14 protein-coding genes are annotated in these 15572 nt (G+C 58.5%); 13 read left to right on the forward strand and 1 reads right to left on the reverse strand.

Translation table 11 applies throughout. From position 1 onward, the window contains the following. Nucleotides 1-18: 18 nt before the first annotated feature. From PQR63_RS11735 to PQR63_RS11755, 5 genes are all read left to right on the forward strand, one after another. Nucleotides 19-852 (forward strand): ABC transporter permease, encoded by an 834-nt coding sequence (locus PQR63_RS11735; RefSeq protein ID WP_007882299.1) that lies wholly within the window; start codon nucleotides 19-21, stop codon nucleotides 850-852. 26 nt (nucleotides 853-878) lie between these two features. Beyond that, nucleotides 879-1907, forward strand: a complete 1029-nt coding sequence (locus tag PQR63_RS11740) for an ABC transporter ATP-binding protein (protein ID WP_408168041.1) — start codon at nucleotides 879-881, stop codon at nucleotides 1905-1907. Further along, entirely contained in the window at nucleotides 1904-2902 is a 999-nt protein-coding gene (locus PQR63_RS11745) for an ABC transporter ATP-binding protein (protein ID WP_408168042.1), read from the forward strand. Before PQR63_RS11740 ends, PQR63_RS11745 begins: the two co-directional genes overlap by 4 nt. 225 nt (nucleotides 2903-3127) lie before the next feature. Continuing rightward, entirely contained in the window at nucleotides 3128-5464 is a 2337-nt protein-coding gene (locus PQR63_RS11750; protein ID WP_408168043.1) for an FdhF/YdeP family oxidoreductase, read from the forward strand. Nucleotides 5465-5486: 22 nt separating this feature from the next. Continuing rightward, a complete protein-coding gene (locus PQR63_RS11755) occupies nucleotides 5487-5747 on the forward strand; it encodes a helix-turn-helix domain-containing protein (protein ID WP_408168045.1) in 261 nt (86 codons plus the stop codon). Nucleotides 5748-5763: 16 nt separating this feature from the next. Here PQR63_RS11755 and PQR63_RS11760 read toward each other — a convergent pair whose 3' ends face one another. Next, entirely contained in the window at nucleotides 5764-7221 is a 1458-nt protein-coding gene (locus PQR63_RS11760) for an aminotransferase-like domain-containing protein (protein ID WP_408168046.1), read from the reverse strand. 69 nt (nucleotides 7222-7290) lie between these two features. Here PQR63_RS11760 and PQR63_RS11765 point away from each other — a divergent pair, with 69 nt between their 5' ends. The 8 genes from PQR63_RS11765 (at nucleotide 7291) to PQR63_RS11800 (ending at nucleotide 15565) form a co-directional block, all read left to right on the forward strand. Then, nucleotides 7291-7959, forward strand: coding sequence for a glutathione S-transferase (locus PQR63_RS11765; protein ID WP_408168047.1), 669 nt, complete (start codon nucleotides 7291-7293; stop codon nucleotides 7957-7959). 299 nt (nucleotides 7960-8258) lie between these two features. Beyond that, nucleotides 8259-8903, forward strand: coding sequence for a PepSY-associated TM helix domain-containing protein (locus PQR63_RS11770; protein WP_408168048.1), 645 nt, complete (start codon nucleotides 8259-8261; stop codon nucleotides 8901-8903). A 49-nt stretch (nucleotides 8904-8952) separates the two neighbouring features. Continuing rightward, nucleotides 8953-9489: a DUF2271 domain-containing protein gene (locus tag PQR63_RS11775; RefSeq protein WP_408168049.1), complete on the forward strand. Its 537-nt coding sequence runs from the start codon at nucleotides 8953-8955 to the stop codon at nucleotides 9487-9489. Between the two features lie 14 nt (nucleotides 9490-9503). Beyond that, nucleotides 9504-10322 (forward strand): DUF4198 domain-containing protein, encoded by an 819-nt coding sequence (locus PQR63_RS11780; RefSeq protein WP_408168050.1) that lies wholly within the window; start codon nucleotides 9504-9506, stop codon nucleotides 10320-10322. A gap of 181 nt (nucleotides 10323-10503) precedes the next feature. Next, nucleotides 10504-11511: an FAD:protein FMN transferase gene (locus PQR63_RS11785; protein WP_408168052.1), complete on the forward strand. Its 1008-nt coding sequence runs from the start codon at nucleotides 10504-10506 to the stop codon at nucleotides 11509-11511. Beyond that, nucleotides 11508-13157 carry a sulfite reductase subunit alpha gene (locus PQR63_RS11790; protein WP_408168053.1) on the forward strand — a complete coding sequence of 550 codons (1650 nt, stop codon included), beginning with the start codon at nucleotides 11508-11510 and terminating at the stop codon, nucleotides 13155-13157. Before PQR63_RS11785 ends, PQR63_RS11790 begins: the two co-directional genes overlap by 4 nt. A 97-nt stretch (nucleotides 13158-13254) precedes the next feature. Then, nucleotides 13255-14571: a polyamine export protein PaeA gene (gene paeA, locus PQR63_RS11795; protein WP_198361704.1), complete on the forward strand. Its 1317-nt coding sequence runs from the start codon at nucleotides 13255-13257 to the stop codon at nucleotides 14569-14571. Between the two features lie 187 nt (nucleotides 14572-14758). Beyond that, nucleotides 14759-15565 (forward strand): DNA ligase, encoded by an 807-nt coding sequence (locus PQR63_RS11800; protein WP_408168097.1) that lies wholly within the window; start codon nucleotides 14759-14761, stop codon nucleotides 15563-15565. Nucleotides 15566-15572: the final 7 nt, after the last annotated feature.

Here is a 15572-nt window from a genome sequence, read left to right on the forward strand (position 1 = left end):
AGAATCACAGGATTTCCCATGTTTGCTTTTCTTTCCAAATTCATGCGGCGCAAGCTGGTCATGTTCGGCGTCATCAGCCTGGTGCTGCTGGCCGTGCTGGCTGTCGTGGTGCCGTTGACTTCTCCTTACGATTCCTCCGCGCTGGACATCATGGCGCGGCTGCAACCGCCGTCGGCGTCGCATTGGTTCGGCACCGATGAATTCGGCCGTGACATTTTCACGCGCGTGCTGACCGGCGGCCGTTATTCGTTGACCATCGGCGCGCTGGTGGTGGTGATCTCGTTGGTGGCCGGTGTGCTGATGGGTTTGTGCGCCGGTTTCTTCAAGCGCATGGATGCACCCATCATGCGTGTGGTGGACGCCATGATGTCGTTCCCCGACATCTTGCTGGCGATTGCGCTGGTGGCGATTCTCGGCTCGTCCCTGATCAATGTGGTGCTGGCGCTGGCGATTGTCTATACGCCCCGTGTAGCGCGTATCGTACGGGCCTCGACGCTGGTGGTGCGCGAGCTGTTGTTTGTGGAAGCGGCGCGTGCGCTCGGCGTGTCGACGGTGCGCATTGTGTTCTTCCACGTGCTGGGCAATATCCTGTCGCCGATTCTGGTGCAGGGTACTTTTATTTTCGCCTACGCGATTCTGGCGGAAGCAGGCTTGTCTTTCCTCGGCGTCGGTGTGCCGCCTGAGCTGCCGACCTGGGGCACGATGATTTCTTCCGGGCAGGCCTATGCCGAGCAGGCGATCTGGCTGGTGGTGTTCCCCGGTATCGCCATCGTGCTGTCGGCCTTGTCGCTGCAGATGGTCGGCGACGGCCTGCGCGACATGCTCGATCCGCGCCTGCGCAAGAGCCTCTAATTCCTCCAGCAAAGAGAGTACAGATCATGCAAGAACAGAGAGTCCAACAAGGGACGCCGCTGCTGGAAGTCGATAACCTGCAGACACATTTTTTCACTGAGCAAGGCACCGTAAAGTCGGTTGACGGCGTGAGCTTCACCGTCAACGCCGGTGAGACGCTGGCGGTAGTCGGCGAGTCGGGTTCCGGCAAGTCGGTGACCAGTTTATCTATCATGGGTTTGATCCCGGCCGATGCCGGCCGTGTGGTTGGCGGCAGCATCCGCTTCAAGCGCCGCGATGGCGAAACGGTCGACCTGACGCGCCTGCCGCAACGCAGCCTGCGCCAGTTGCGCGGCAATGAAATCGCGATGGTGTTTCAGGAGCCGATGACCAGTCTGAATCCGGTCTTCACGCTAGGCGACCAGATTGCTGAAAGTGTGCGCCTGCATCTGGGCAAGAGCCACAAAGACGCGATGATCCATGCGCAGCGCATGCTGGAGCTGGTCGAGATTCCCGCTGCCGCACGCCGCTTGTACGAGTATCCGCATCAGTTGTCGGGCGGCATGCGCCAACGCGTGATGATCGCCCTGGCCTTGTCGTGCAATCCATCGCTGCTGATTGCCGATGAGCCGACCACGGCACTGGACGTGACGATTCAGGCGCAGATTCTGGCGCTGCTGCAAAAACTGCAGCGCGAAACCGGCACCGGCATTTTGTTCATCACCCACAACCTCGGCGTGGTGGCAGAGATCGCCGACCGCGTCGCCGTGATGTACGCCGGTCGCATGGTGGAGCAGGGCAGCGTGCCGCAGATTTTTGACAACCCGCAGCATCCTTACACAGCCGGTCTGCTCAATTGCCTGCCGGGGCGCAGCAAGAATCACGCGGTCGCCGGTGAGCGTCCTCGTCTGGCGGCGATTCCCGGTCAGGTTGCCAGTCCGCTGGCGCCACCGCCGGGCTGCGCTTTTGAACCGCGTTGCAGCCATGCCTCGGATGCCTGCCGTGTCGCCATGCCATCGCTGACGCTGGGTAATGACGGTCACAATGTCCGCTGTATTTTGAGGAAGTCGGCATGAGCACGATGAATACGAACGGCACCAACATCACACCGCTGGTCGAAGTGCGCCATCTGAAGAAATACTTCAGCGGCAAGCAAAAAGACGCGCCTATCCGCGCCGTCGACGACGTCAGTTTTTCCATCATGCCGGGTGAAGTGCTTGGCCTGGTCGGCGAATCCGGCTCGGGCAAGAGCACCGTCGGCCGTACCTTGCTGCGCCTGATGGAAAGCAGCGGCGGCGAGATCCGTTATCAGGGCGAAGACATCTCCAACCTGTCGGCTTCGCGCATGCGCGCTTTGCGCCGCGAGATGCAGATCATCTTTCAGGATCCGTATGCCAGCCTGAACCCGCGTCAGCGCGTACGCGACATCATCGGCGAAGCGCTCGATACGCATGGCCTGCATCGCGGTGAAGCGCGTGCCACGCGCATTGCCGAGCTGCTGCAACTGGTGGGGCTGCGCGCCGAACACGGTGTGCGCTATCCGCATGAGTTTTCCGGTGGTCAGCGCCAGCGTATCGGCATCGCCCGCGCGTTGGCGGTGGAGCCGCGTTTCATCGTCGCTGACGAGCCGGTGTCGGCGCTGGATGTATCGATTCAGGCGCAGGTGATCAATCTGCTGCAGGATCTGCGTCAGCGCTTTAATCTAGCGATGTTGTTCATTTCACATGATCTGGACGTGGTCGAATACATCTGCGACCGCGTGGTGGTGCTGTATCTGGGCAAAGTCATGGAGATCGCGCCGGCGTCAGCCTTGTTCGAAAAGCCCTTGCATCCGTATTCGCAGGCCTTGCTGGCGGCTTCGCCCAAGCCGGAGTCGGATGCGCGGGAGCAAGCCAAGAATCGCCGCACCTTGCAGGGTGACTTGCCCAGCCCGGCCAATCCACCGTCGGGATGCGTATTCCGTACGCGCTGCCCGTACGCGCAGGAAGCTTGTGCCGCAACGGTGCCAGAGCTGAGGGAAGTATCTCCCGGTCGTTGGAGAGCCTGTATCCGCGACGACCTGTTACTTTGAGGATGGCTTGCTGCACTTTACCTGTCGTCCTGACGAAAGTCAGGATCCAGCGTCGTATCGACCGTATTCACGACACTGGGTCCCAGCGTTCGCTGGGACGACAGGGCGTTTAAAGATGCAATATTTCTCCGCTGTACTCCTTTTTTAGCTGCTTGACTGTGTACGCCACGACTACCGGCAGCAGGTAGACTCCCTATCATCTGAAATTGTATTGGTGGAGCAAAAATGGCGAAGGCAGGCAAGGCAAAGATCGAGACCTATAACAACCCCGCAGGCGGTTGGGGCGCGCTCAAGTACGTGGCGCTGAATCTGGTCAAGGAGCACGTGGCTGACGGCAAGGGCTTGCGTACGCTGCTGTCGCAAAACCAGCCGGATGGCTTCGACTGCCCCGGCTGCGCCTGGCCGGACCGCGAGCATACCTCCACCTTTGAATTCTGCGAAAACGGCGTCAAGGCGGTGGCGGCGGAAGCCACCAAGAAGCGCGTGACCAACGATTTCTTCGCGCAACACACTGTTGCCGAGTTGATGGAGCAGTCTGATTACGAGCTGGAAGATCATGGCCGCCTGACTGCACCGATGGTCTACGACGCCGTCAGCGACAAATACGTGCCGATCGCCTGGGATCAGGCTTTCGATCTGATCGGCCGCCATCTCAATGCGCTGCCTGACCCGAACATGGCTGACTTCTACGTCTCCGGCCGCGCCAGCAACGAAGCCGCCTTCCTGTTCCAGTTGTTTGTCCGCCAATACGGCACCAACAATTTCCCGGACTGTTCCAACATGTGCCACGAGCCGACCAGCGTCGGCCTGCCGGTTACCGTCGGCGTGGGCAAGGGCACCGTGTTGCTGGATGACTTCGACCTGTGCGACACCTTGTTGCTGTTCGGTCAAAATCCGGCCACGAACCACCCGCGCATGATGGGTGAGTTGCGTGAGGCCTCTAAGCGCGGCGTTGCCATTGTCGCCATCAACCCGCTCAAGGAGCGTGGTCTGGAGCGTTTCGCAGATCCGCAAAGCAAAATCGAGATGCTGACCATGGGCAGTACCCAGATCAGCTCGATGTTCATTCACCCGACGCTGGGCGGCGATCTGGCGCTGATCAAGGGCGTCATCAAGCGCACTATCGAACTGGACGACGAAGCCTTGCTGAAGGGTACCGAGCGCGTTCTCGATGTGAAATTCATCGAAGAACATACCTCCGGTTTTGACGCTTTTGCCGCAGATGCGCGCGCTGAAAGCTGGACTGACATCATCGGCGAGTCGGGCGTGTCGCGCGAAAATATCGAAAAGCTGGCGCAAGTCTACGTCAAGGGCAAAGCCGTCATCGCCACCTGGGGCATGGGCCTGACGCAGCACAAGCATGCGGTCGGCACGATTCAGTTGCTGTCCAATATGATGATGCTGCGCGGTAATATCGGCCGTCCGGGCGCTGGCCTGTGCCCGGTGCGCGGCCACTCCAACGTGCAGGGTGACCGTACGGTCGGCATCGATGAAAAGCCGACTGACGCTTTCCTTGATCGTCTGGAACAGGTATTCGAATTCAAGGCACCGCGTCACCACGGCAATGACACCGTCGGCTCCGTGATGGCGATGCTGGAAGGCCGTACCAAGGTATTCATCGGCCTGGGAGGCAACTTTGCCATGGCCACACCGGATACGCCGCGCACGTTTGACGCCATGCGTTCGTGCAACCTGACTGTCCACATCACGACCAAGCTCAACCGCAGCCATCTGGTACACGGCAAGGACGCGCTGATCCTGCCGACGCTGGGCCGTACCGAGATCGACATGCAAGCCAGCGGCGCGCAAGGCGTGACGGTGGAAGATTCGATGAGCATGGTGCACGTTTCCTATGGCATCAACAAACCGGCATCGGAAAACTGCATGTCGGAAACCGCCATCGTCGCGCACATTGCCGAAGCCACAATGAAGCATCGCAACAACGGCAAGAGGATCGACTGGCTCTGGTACGCCGAAGACTATTCGCGCATCCGCAACGCCATCGAAAAGGTCTACGACTCCTTCAAGGATTACAACCAGCGCATCGCCAACCCGGGCGGCTTCCATCTGGGCGTCGCCTCGCGTGAGCGCGTCTGGAAGACCAGCACCGGCAAGGCCAATTTCGTGGTCAACGCGATTCCGCTGGATACGCCTATCCATCGTGCACGCAAGATGTACGGCGAGAAGCTGATGACGCTCATGACCACGCGTTCGCACGATCAGTACAACACCACCATCTACGGCATGGATGACCGTTATCGCGGCGTGTTCGGCCAGCGTCGCGTGATTTTCATCAACAAGCAGGATCTGGATGTGCTGGGTCTGAAGGACGGCGAATGGGTTGACGTTGTCAGCGTCTGGGATGACGGCATCGAACGCCGTGCCGACGGTTTCCTGCTGGTGGAATATGACATCCCGCGTGGTTGCATCGGCAGCTACTATCCCGAGACCAACCCGCTGGTGCCGCTGGAAAGCTTTGCCGATCAGGCACGCACGCCAACGTCGAAATCGATTCCTGTGCTGCTGCATCGCGCTGCTGTACAGCACGCGAAGGCTGCTTAAGAGCGTAACCGAGGGCATCTGCATGGACGACGCACAAGATTCGTTGCAGGATCTGCTTCCCCCGGAACTGGTCCGCATCCTGGATGCGCTGTACCAGGAGTATCAGCGCAGTCAGGCGCCGCTGTCGCTGGCGCGTCTGTCCAAGCGCACCGAACTGCGCATGAGTACTTTAAGACGGTTTTTGACGGCGCTGGAAGAGGCGGGGATTGCCATCGTCGTGGTCAACGACGACGGTACTGGCAACGCGATCCTGACGGTGGCCGGGCTCAAGCTGCATGGCTGAACTGAGCTGAGAAGTTTCAGCTCAGTTCGGCGACGATTTTGGCGATCGTCTTCAAGGCTTTTTCAATCTCTTTCGACCACGTATAGCTGTAGTTCAGCCGGATGTAATGGCTGTAGCGATTGGTCGCCGCAAAAATGCGTCCCGGTGCGATCGTAATGCCAAGCACCAGACAGCGCCGATACAACTCCATCGCATCTACGCGCGGCGGCAGTTCGATCCACAGGATGTAACCGCCCGCCGGTTCCGACACGCGCGTCCCTTCAGGAAAAAATCGCAATACGAAATGCCGCATCAGATCGCGCTGCTGCAGCAGGCCGCGCCGCACCCGGCGCAGATGGCGTTCGAAGCCGCCTTGCGTCAGGTACTCGGCAATCGCGCGTTGTGGAATCGTCGGCGTTGCCAGTGTGTTGAGGAATTTCAGCTTCTCCACCTGAGAGCGGTAACGGCCCGGAATTGCCCAGCCCACGCGATACGCCGAGGTCAGGCTCTTGGAGAAGGACGAGCAGTGCAGCACCAGACCGTCGCGGTCGTAAGTCTTGAGCGAGGTCGGATGCGCAGCGCCGTAGAACAGTTCACTGTAGACCGCATCCTCGATCAATGGCATATCGTATTGATGGGCCAGATCGACCAGTCGCTGCTTGTGCGCGTCCGGCATCATCGAGCCGAGCGGATTCTGGAAGTTCGGCATCACCATGCAGGCGGCGATCTTCTGGGTTTGCAGCAAGGCTTCGAGCGCATCGATATCCATGCCGGTCAGCGGATCAGTGGGGATCTCGACGGCGCGCATGCCCATGCGTTCGATCGCATGCAGCATGGCATAGAAGGTCGGCGTCTCCACCGCGATCGTGTCGCCGGGCTGGGCCACGGCTTGCAGGCAGAGATTGATCGCTTCGGTCGCACCGACAGTGATAATGATGTCCTCGGGACCGACGTTGAGGCCGGTTTCCAGATAGCGGCGCGCGATCTGGCGCAGCAGGTCAGGGTGGCCCGGCGGCAGATCGTTGAAGACGCTGAAGCTGTCGCTGTTGCGCGTGATACGGCTGGCGTACTGACCGATGCGCTGCGAAGGGAAGAGTGCGGGGTTCGGATAGGGCGAGCCGAGCGGAATGGTGCCGTCTTGCTGGATGGTCTTCAGCGTGGCCAGCACCAGCCGGCTGACATCGACCTCATGCGACTGCTGGGTGGCCGGATGCGTGGGCGGCAGCAGCTTGCCGGCTGCGGACGCGGACGCCGAGGCAACCGTCTTGCGCACGAAATAACCCGATTGTGGATGACTCTCGATGATGCCGCGGCTTTCGAGCAGCTCGTAGGCACGTACGACCGTGGTGACGCTGACGTTGTGCTGCTGGCTGGCGGCACGCACTGATGTCACGCGTTCGCCCGGCTGCAGAACACCGGCGTGAATGGACGCCGCCAGTTCATCGGCGAATTTTTTGTAGAGTGGGACTTGGGGCGTAGAGGTTGTACGGGCCATACTTTATTGTTCTGCTTTATTCTGCTGTTAGAGTAGCGCTGCTACGCATTCTACAGAAAGGCGCAATACATGATCACTGTCCATCATCTGAACAACTCCCGCTCGCAACGCGTGCTATGGCTGCTGGAAGAACTGGGGCTTGAGTACGACATCAAGTTTTATCAGCGCGACCCCAAGACCATGCTGGCCCCGCAGTCGCTGCGCGACGTCCATCCGCTGGGTAAATCGCCGGTAATTACCGACGGCGACCTGACGATTGCCGAGTCCGGTGCGATTGTCGAATATCTGGTCGAACGCTACGGCAACGGCAAATTCATCCCTGAGCCTGGCACCCCGGAGCGCCTGCGCTATCGATACTGGCTGCACTATGCCGAAGGTTCGGCGATGCCGCTGTTGCTGATGAAGTTGATCTTCAGCCGTCTGCCAAAATCGGTGCCGGGCCTGATCCGGCCGGTCGCGCGCCTGATTTGCAATGGCGTGCTGGGTCGCATGGTCGATCCGCAGCTCAAGCGGCATCTGCAATATCTGGAAGGCGAACTGTCCAAAAGCACCTGGTTTGCCGGCAATACCTTCTCGGCGGCCGACATTCAGATGAGCTTTCCGGTCGAAGGCGCGCGCTCGCGTGGTGGTCTCGATGGACACTATCCGAATCTGCTGAAATATCTCGAAGCCATCCATGGACGTCCAGCCTATCAGCGCGCGCTGGAGCGGGGTGGCCCGTATGAGCTGCTGCGCTGAGGTGGTCTGACCTGAGCTGCCAGCAGCCTGGGTCGTATTTCATGGATGAAACAGAATCGCCGGGCATTTGCTGCGGCGATTTTTTTGCAGCCAAGTTTCATGAATTGTCATTTTCATCATGTTATTCAATGTCAAAAATTCTGCCGCAGTTGGGGGAGAGCGCGCTTCTGTATCGTCTTGCAGCCTTATGTATCGCAAAGTAAATCCTGAAGAAAGGCTGCATTTTTTCCTTCTGTCGAAGTTATAATTGAGAATTATTATTATTTAGATTGGCCCTTCAAGGCCATCATCAGTGGAACATGAGGGAAGCTGCCGTCGCCGCAAACATGCCAAAACAGCAACGCCGTTCGTTTTGGCTCAAGCATTTGCATCAGTGGCATTGGATCAGTTCGGCTATCTGCCTGATCGCCATGCTGCTGTTCGCGGCAACCGGTCTGACGCTGAATCATTCTGCGCAAATCGAGGCGCATCCGCAGGTGACGAGCAAGCAGGCGCAGTTGCCCAAGGACTTGCTGGTGCAACTGACTGCAGAAGAACACAAGGACAAGGATGCCTTGCCGAAGGCGCTGAAGACCTGGCTCGACAAGCAATTGTCGGTTGCCGTCGACCAGCAAACCGGCGAATGGTCGGCCGATGAGCTGTACGTCTCGCTTCCGCGTCCGGGTGGCGATGCCTGGTTGCGCGTCGACCTCGGCAACGGCAAGGTCGAATATGAAAAAACCGATCGCGGCTGGGTTTCCTATTTCAACGATTTGCACAAAGGCCGCAATACCGGCGCGGCGTGGAGCTGGTTCATCGACATCTTTGCGGTGGCGTGCCTGGTGTTCTGCATCACGGGGATGTTCCTGCTGCAACTGCATGCCGGTAATCGTCCGGTGACCTGGCCGCTGGTGGGGTTCGGACTGGTGGTGCCGCTGTTGCTGGCGATCATTTTCATCCACTGATTTTTTTGGTTTTTCTCTTCTTTTCTCTTCACAAGCGAGGTTGATTCATATGCGCGTGCTGGTTCCTGGTCTGTTGCCGACAACGTTGTCGGCTGCCCTGATGGGCGTGGTTTCATTGCCGGTGGTTGCGGCAGAGATGAATGTCAAAGTCGAAATCCCGCGATTGAACGTGGCCGAATATCACCGTCCTTATGTTGCTGTGTGGCTTGAGCGTCCCGATCAAAGCGTCGCGGCGACGCTCGCAGTCTGGTACGACGCCAAGAAGAAAGACAAGGAAGGTGAGAAGTGGCTCAAGGATTTGCGTCAATGGTGGCGCCGTGCCGGTCGCGACGTGCATATGCCTGTCGATGGCGTGAGCGGTGCGACGCGTCCTGCGGGCGATCAACAACTGACGTTCAGCAGCGACAAAGGCCCATTGGCGCAATTGCCTGCCGGCGACTACATCCTGATGGTCGAAGCGGCGCGTGAAGTGGGCGGTCGCGAAGTGGTCAAGGTACCGCTGCAATGGCCACCTAAGGCCGGGCAAAGCGCCAAGGGCAAGGGCGAATCCGAACTTGGCGCCATCACGCTGGACTTCAAACCGTAATCGGAAGGAACGACATGAAACGCTCATTCAAAATCGCTGCGCTGGCGATGACCCTGGCGATTGGCTTGCCGCTGTCGGCCAACGCCCATCGCACCTGGCTGTTGCCGGCATCGACAGTCCTGTCGGGCAATGATCCCTGGGTCACGGTCGATGCTGCCGTGTCCAACGACCTGTTCTTTTTTGAAAGTTTTGCGCTGAAACTGGATGGCTTGCAAGTGACTGCGCCGGACGGTACGTTTGTCAAGCCGGAGAATGCCTACACCGGAAAATTTCGCACCAGTTTCGACGTGCATCTGACGCAAAGCGGCACCTACAAGATCGCCGTCATCAGCATGGGATTATTCGGCAGCTACAAGGATGCCGCCGGCCAGACCAAACGCTGGCGCGGTACCGCCGAGACGCTGGCAAAGGAAATTCCGTCCGATGCCAAGGATCTGCAAATCACGCAGATGCAAGGCCGCATTGAGACCTTCGTCACCGCTGGCAAACCATCCAAAAAAGTGTTGGAAACAAGCGGCTCAGGTCTGGAGCTGCAGGCGATCACGCATCCGACGGATCTGATCGCCGGTGAGACGGCGAGCTTCCGCATGCTGCTCGACGGCAAGCCTGCCGCCAACGTCAAGGTGACCGTGGTGCCGGGTGGCACGCGCTATCGCGACAAGCTCAATGAAATGACGCCGACGACTGATGCTGACGGCAAGTTCAGCGTGACCTGGCCTTCGGCTGGCATGTACTGGATGGAAGCGACGGTCAAAGACAACAAGCCAAACCTGAAACCGGCCACTGATCGTCGCGCCAATTACACCGCTACGCTGGAAGTATTGGCACCTTAAGAACTTGTTCTGAGGTGTATTTCCGCATGGAAGCTTGTCCGGAAAATCAGTCGGATAACTTGTCGTTGCAGGTGTATCAGGCGTTCGCCGTACCGGCGGCGAACGCCGTTTTTACAGGCTGTCATTCGACGGCCATCTTTTGTTCCCTTGATCTCTATCCGGAAAAATTGTTTGTGCCGTCATGAATCGCGTCTTTATCCCGCTGACCCTTGCTCAACCTGATCCCGTTCCGGCCGATGCCGTTGTCGACAGCCTGTCCGGGCTGACGATGGGGACGTCTTGGTCGATCCGGCTGATCCGGCCGGCAGGCCGCAGCCTGGAGGTGATACAGGAAGGCATACAACGGCAACTCGATCTGGTCGTGGCGCAGATGAGTACCTGGAGTGCCGACTCCGACCTGAGCCGCTACAACCAAGCTGCTGCCGATAGCTGGCATGTGTTGCCTGAGCATTTTATGAAGGTGCTCGATTGCGCGCTTGCGGTCGCCGAACGCAGTGGCGGGGCGTATGACCCGAGTGTCGGCCCGCTGGTCAATCTGTGGGGCTTCGGCCCCGATCCCAAGCGCGCGGATCGGCCGGACGACGCGGCCATCGCACGCGAACGTCAACGATGTGGCTGGCAGCGCATTCGCATCGATCGCGCCCGTCATGCCTTGTTGCAACCGGGTGGCCTGTATCTGGATTTTTCTTCCATCGCCAAAGGCTACGGCGTCGATCTGGTTGCCGCTTATTTGCGCAGCATCGGCGTAGTTAGCTATCTGGTGGAGGTCGGTGGAGAGTTGTATGGGCACGGCATCAAGGCCGACGGTCAACCGTGGTGGGTCGGTATGGAACATCCTCCCGCGACATCCGATACACATGAACAGGTGCAGAGCATCGCGGCGCTGCATGGCGTGGCGCTGGCAACTTCCGGCGACTATCGGCGCTACTTTGAAGACGGCGATCGCCGCTACTCGCACACTATCGATCCGCGGTCGGCGCAGCCCGTTGTCCACGCGCTGGCATCCGTCGCCGTGCTGCATGCCGATTGCATGACCGCCGATGCCTGGGCCACGGCATTGATGGTGCTCGGCGATGAAGAAGGACTCACGTTGGCGCTGAATAACGGCCTGGCGGCGTTATTCATCAGCCGCGATGGCAATGGCTTCCGCGAACGCCTTACCCCAGCGATGCAGGCGATGCTGGGATGAGCAAACCTGTACGCACGCAATTCACACAATTCATACCCGGCCCCGGGCTGGTCGGTTTGGCTTGTGCCATCTGCGCGACGGTGGCCATTGGTCAATTACCATTGCTAGACGGAGCCGCCGGACGCTTGTTCGTGGCCGCGTTGGTGCTGCTGTTCTACATGGTGTTCTGTTTCGTCATTTTCGTCGGTCATCGCCGCAAGCAGCAGGCGGCGTTGGCGTGGCAGAACAGTGACGCAAGCCGGTCAGGTGAGGCGTCAAAAGAGGTATTGATCGCCTTCGCCAGTCAGACTGGCTTTGCCGAGCAAATCGCACAACAGACTGCACAAGCCTTGAAAGACGCCGGCATGCAGGTTCGCGCCTGCAGCCTCGCGCAACTGGATCTGGCGCAATTGCAAGCGGCGCGGCGCGTGTTGTTCGTGGTCAGCACCACGGGTGAAGGCGACGCTCCCGACAGTGCGGCAGGGTTTGCGCGGAAGGTCATGGGGCAGGCGGCGACGCTGCCGGATTTGCACTACGGCATGCTGGCTCTCGGTGACCGCAGCTATATGCAGTACTGCGCATTCGGCCACGCGCTCGACACCTGGCTACGCCACCACGGCGCGCAGGCCATGTTCGATATGGTCGAAGTGGACAACGGCGATACGGGTGCATTACGTCACTGGCAGCATCACCTTGGCGTGCTGAGTGGACATAACGATATGGCCGACTGGAGCGCGCCCGGCTACGAGCGTTGGACCTTGTCCGAGCGACGCCTGCTCAATCCCGGTAGTGCAGGCGGTGCGGCTTTTCATTTGTCTTTCAAGCCAGTCGATGTACAACAGTCACTGTCATGGCAAGCCGGCGATATCGCCGAAATCGGCCCACGCAACGATCCTGCCAGAGTGCGCGCCTTGCTGGATACCTTGAAACTGGATGGCAGCGCGCCCGCGTATGGCGAAGCGTTGGGCGATGTCCTTGCACGCAGCCTGTTGCCGCATGATGCGAAGGAACTGGCCTCGTTGCAGGGGATGACGGCGCAAGCTCTGGCGGACAGTCTCAAGCCGCTGCCGCATCGCGAATACTCGATCGCTTCTCTCCCTCAGGATGGTCAGTTGGAATTGCTGGTGCGCCAGACGCTGCTGCCGGACGGCCACCTTGGATTGGGATCCGGCTGGCTCACGGCGCATCTGGCCGAGCGGGGCGAACTCGATTTGCGCGTACGGCCGAATCGCAGTTTTCATCCTCCGGCCGACGATTGCCCGCTGATCCTGATCGGCAACGGCACTGGTCTTGCAGGTTTGCGCGCGCACATGAAGGCACGTATCGCTTTGGGCCGTCGCCGCAACTGGCTGCTATTCGGTGAACGTTCCGTGCAACATGATTTCTTCCATCGTACGGAAATCGAGGGGTGGCAAGCCCAAGGCATGCTGGAGCGTCTGGATCTGGCTTTTTCGCGTGATCAGGCACAGCGCATCTATGTGCAAGACCGTCTGCGCGAAGCTGCCCATCTGCTGCTGCAGTGGGTCGACGATGGCGCCGCTATCTACGTCTGCGGCAGTCTGGAGGGCATGGCGGGTGGTGTGGCGCAGGCGCTGAGCGGGATTCTGGGTGAAGATGTGCTGGAAAGCATGGCGGAGCAAGGCCGCTACCGCCGCGACGTCTATTGAGAGTCATGAACAAAGCGCCGCTGGCTAAGCCGCGGATTGTACTTTTCAGCTCCGACAGGAGAGAATAGGGACATAGTGACTTCAAGAGATAAGAAAAATGAGTTTTTTCGCCAGCTTTTTACTGATCCTCTTGCTCGTGGTCATCAGCGCATTTTTGTCTTGTGCAGAAATTTCTCTCGCCGCCTCGCGCAAAATCCGTCTTGAAATGCTCGCCAAGGAGGGTGATGCTAATGCCTTGCGTGTACTCGCCTTGCAGGCGCAGCCGGGTAATTTCTTCACCGTGGTGCAAATTGGCCTGAATGCTGTCGCCATTCTTGGCGGCGTGATCGGCGAGCCGGCGCTGACGCCGCACATGGTCAGCGCGGTGAGTACGGTGTATCAGGGGCCGTGGCTGGAGACGGTGAGCTTCTCGATTTCCTTCCTGTTGGTGACATCCTTCTTCATTTTGTTTGCCGACCTGATGCCCAAGCGTCTGGCGATGCTGGCGCCTGAGCGCGCGGCGATCATGCTGGTCAGCCCGATGCTGTTCCTGGAAAGCGTATTCAAACCGTTGATCTGGCTGTTCAATGGCCTGTCTAAGCTATTTTTTACCATGTTCGGTTTGCCGCAAGTGCGCCATGACGTCATCACGCCCAATGAAATCCATGCCATCGTCGATGCCGGCGCGCAGGCGGGTGCCTTGCTGCATCAGGAGCATCACCTTATCGAAAACGTGTTCGAGCTGGAAAGCCGTTACGTACCCTCGGCGATGACGCAGCGCGAGAGCATCGTCTATTTCCTCGTTACCGATACCGAAGAAATGCTGCGCCAGAAGATCATCGATCATCCGCACTCACGCTTTCTCGTGTGCGAGAACAATATCGACGATGTGCTCGGCTACATCGACAGCAAGGACGTGCTCAAGCGCCTGCTGAAGGGCGAGCAGTTTTCCTTGCGCGACAAGGGGCTGATCCACGTGCCGCTGTCGATTCCCGACAGCCTCAATCTGTGGGAAGTGCTGGAGCGCATGAAAGCGGTTGACGAAGACCTCGCCGTTGTCGTCAACGAATATGCACTGGTGGTCGGCATTATCAGCATCACCGACGTCACCAGCGTGTTGATGGGCAATCTGCTGAACCTGTCGTCGGAAGAGCAGCAAATCGTCAAGCGTGATGAGCACTCCTGGCTTATGGATGGTTTGACGCCGCTGGCCGAGGTGATGAATGCACTTTCCATCAGTGACTATCCGAATCCGATGGGATACGAAACATTGGCCGGTTTCATTATGTACATGCTGCGAAAAATTCCTAAGAAAACGGATTTTGCATTGTTCGCCGACTATAAATTTGAAGTTGTCGACATCGAAGGCAATAGAATTAACCAACTCCTGGTGACACGATTCAAGCCGGAGAAAGTCGAAAAGCCCGAACAATAAAAGCGTAAAAAAAGACTCTGAAGATGGATTCTGAATAAGCGCGGCAGAGGCAATTCATCATCAACAGGGAGGGCTCGCAGGAGCTCATATGCAACACATGAAGTACTGCCGTGCACAAGCATGTGCACGGTTCGCAGGATATATTCCGCGTCCGTTTTCTTTCCTCGTTTTTACATTCCTCTTCTTTATATTTTTCTCTGCCTTTCCCAGGCAGTCCGTGGCGGCGCGCGCGCCCGTCATGCTGGCCAATGTCTATCGACCGGGCATCGTCCTTGCTGATTATTGGGTTAGTGAAAAATACGATGGTGTGCGCGGCTATTGGGATGGACACCAGTTGTTGACGCGTGGCGGTGAAGTGATTCATGCGCCTGACTGGTTTGTCGCAGCCTGGCCGCAGATACCGATGGATGGCGAGTTGTGGGCCGGACGTGGACGGTTTTCACATGCCGTATCGACAGTCCGGCAGCAACGCCCCGACGATGCAGCGTGGCGGCAGATGCGTTTCATGGTGTTTGATTTACCGGGCCACAAAGGCCCCTTTGATGAACGTCTGCCGGAACTGCGTGTAACCGTGAAAAAGATAGCTTTGCCGTGGGTACATCTGGTTGAACAGATCAAGGTACCGACGCATGACGCTTTACAGACGATGATGGACAAGATCGTTGCGCAAGGCGGCGAAGGTCTTGTCCTGCATCGCGGTACGTCGCTTTACCGTGCTGAGCGTAATGACGATCTGCTGAAATTCAAACCATATGATGACACCGAGGCGCGCGTCGTCGGCCATGTGCCGGGCAAGGGAAAGTATCAGGGAATGGTGGGCGCCTTGCTGGTGGAAACGCCGGACGGAAAACGCTTCAAGCTCGGTAGCGGCATGACGGATGAGCAGCGGCGTCATGCGCCTGCAATCGGCAGTCTGGTGACCTACCGCTATCGCGGTGTCAACGATAGCGGTATTCCACGATTTGCCGTGTTTATGCGGGTAAGGGAAGAATGACTACTTA

This window comes from Herbaspirillum rhizosphaerae (assembly GCF_046025915.1).
In the GTDB taxonomy this organism is placed as follows: Bacteria; Pseudomonadota; Gammaproteobacteria; order Burkholderiales; family Burkholderiaceae_D; genus Herbaspirillum; species Herbaspirillum rhizosphaerae_A.

Coding starts and splice junctions, on each gene's coding strand:
- PQR63_RS11735 (WP_007882299.1), top strand. CDS start 19: ATGTTTGCTTTTCTTTCCAAATTCATGCGGCGCAAGCTGGTCATGTTC.
- PQR63_RS11740 (WP_408168041.1), top strand. CDS start 879: ATGCAAGAACAGAGAGTCCAACAAGGGACGCCGCTGCTGGAAGTCGAT.
- PQR63_RS11745 (WP_408168042.1), top strand. CDS start 1,904: ATGAGCACGATGAATACGAACGGCACCAACATCACACCGCTGGTCGAA.
- PQR63_RS11750 (WP_408168043.1), top strand. CDS start 3,128: ATGGCGAAGGCAGGCAAGGCAAAGATCGAGACCTATAACAACCCCGCA.
- PQR63_RS11755 (WP_408168045.1), top strand. CDS start 5,487: ATGGACGACGCACAAGATTCGTTGCAGGATCTGCTTCCCCCGGAACTG.
- PQR63_RS11760 (WP_408168046.1), bottom strand. CDS start 7,221: ATGGCCCGTACAACCTCTACGCCCCAAGTCCCACTCTACAAAAAATTC.
- PQR63_RS11765 (WP_408168047.1), top strand. CDS start 7,291: ATGATCACTGTCCATCATCTGAACAACTCCCGCTCGCAACGCGTGCTA.
- PQR63_RS11770 (WP_408168048.1), top strand. CDS start 8,259: ATGAGGGAAGCTGCCGTCGCCGCAAACATGCCAAAACAGCAACGCCGT.
- PQR63_RS11775 (WP_408168049.1), top strand. CDS start 8,953: ATGCGCGTGCTGGTTCCTGGTCTGTTGCCGACAACGTTGTCGGCTGCC.
- PQR63_RS11780 (WP_408168050.1), top strand. CDS start 9,504: ATGAAACGCTCATTCAAAATCGCTGCGCTGGCGATGACCCTGGCGATT.
- PQR63_RS11785 (WP_408168052.1), top strand. CDS start 10,504: ATGAATCGCGTCTTTATCCCGCTGACCCTTGCTCAACCTGATCCCGTT.
- PQR63_RS11790 (WP_408168053.1), top strand. CDS start 11,508: ATGAGCAAACCTGTACGCACGCAATTCACACAATTCATACCCGGCCCC.
- paeA (WP_198361704.1), top strand. CDS start 13,255: ATGAGTTTTTTCGCCAGCTTTTTACTGATCCTCTTGCTCGTGGTCATC.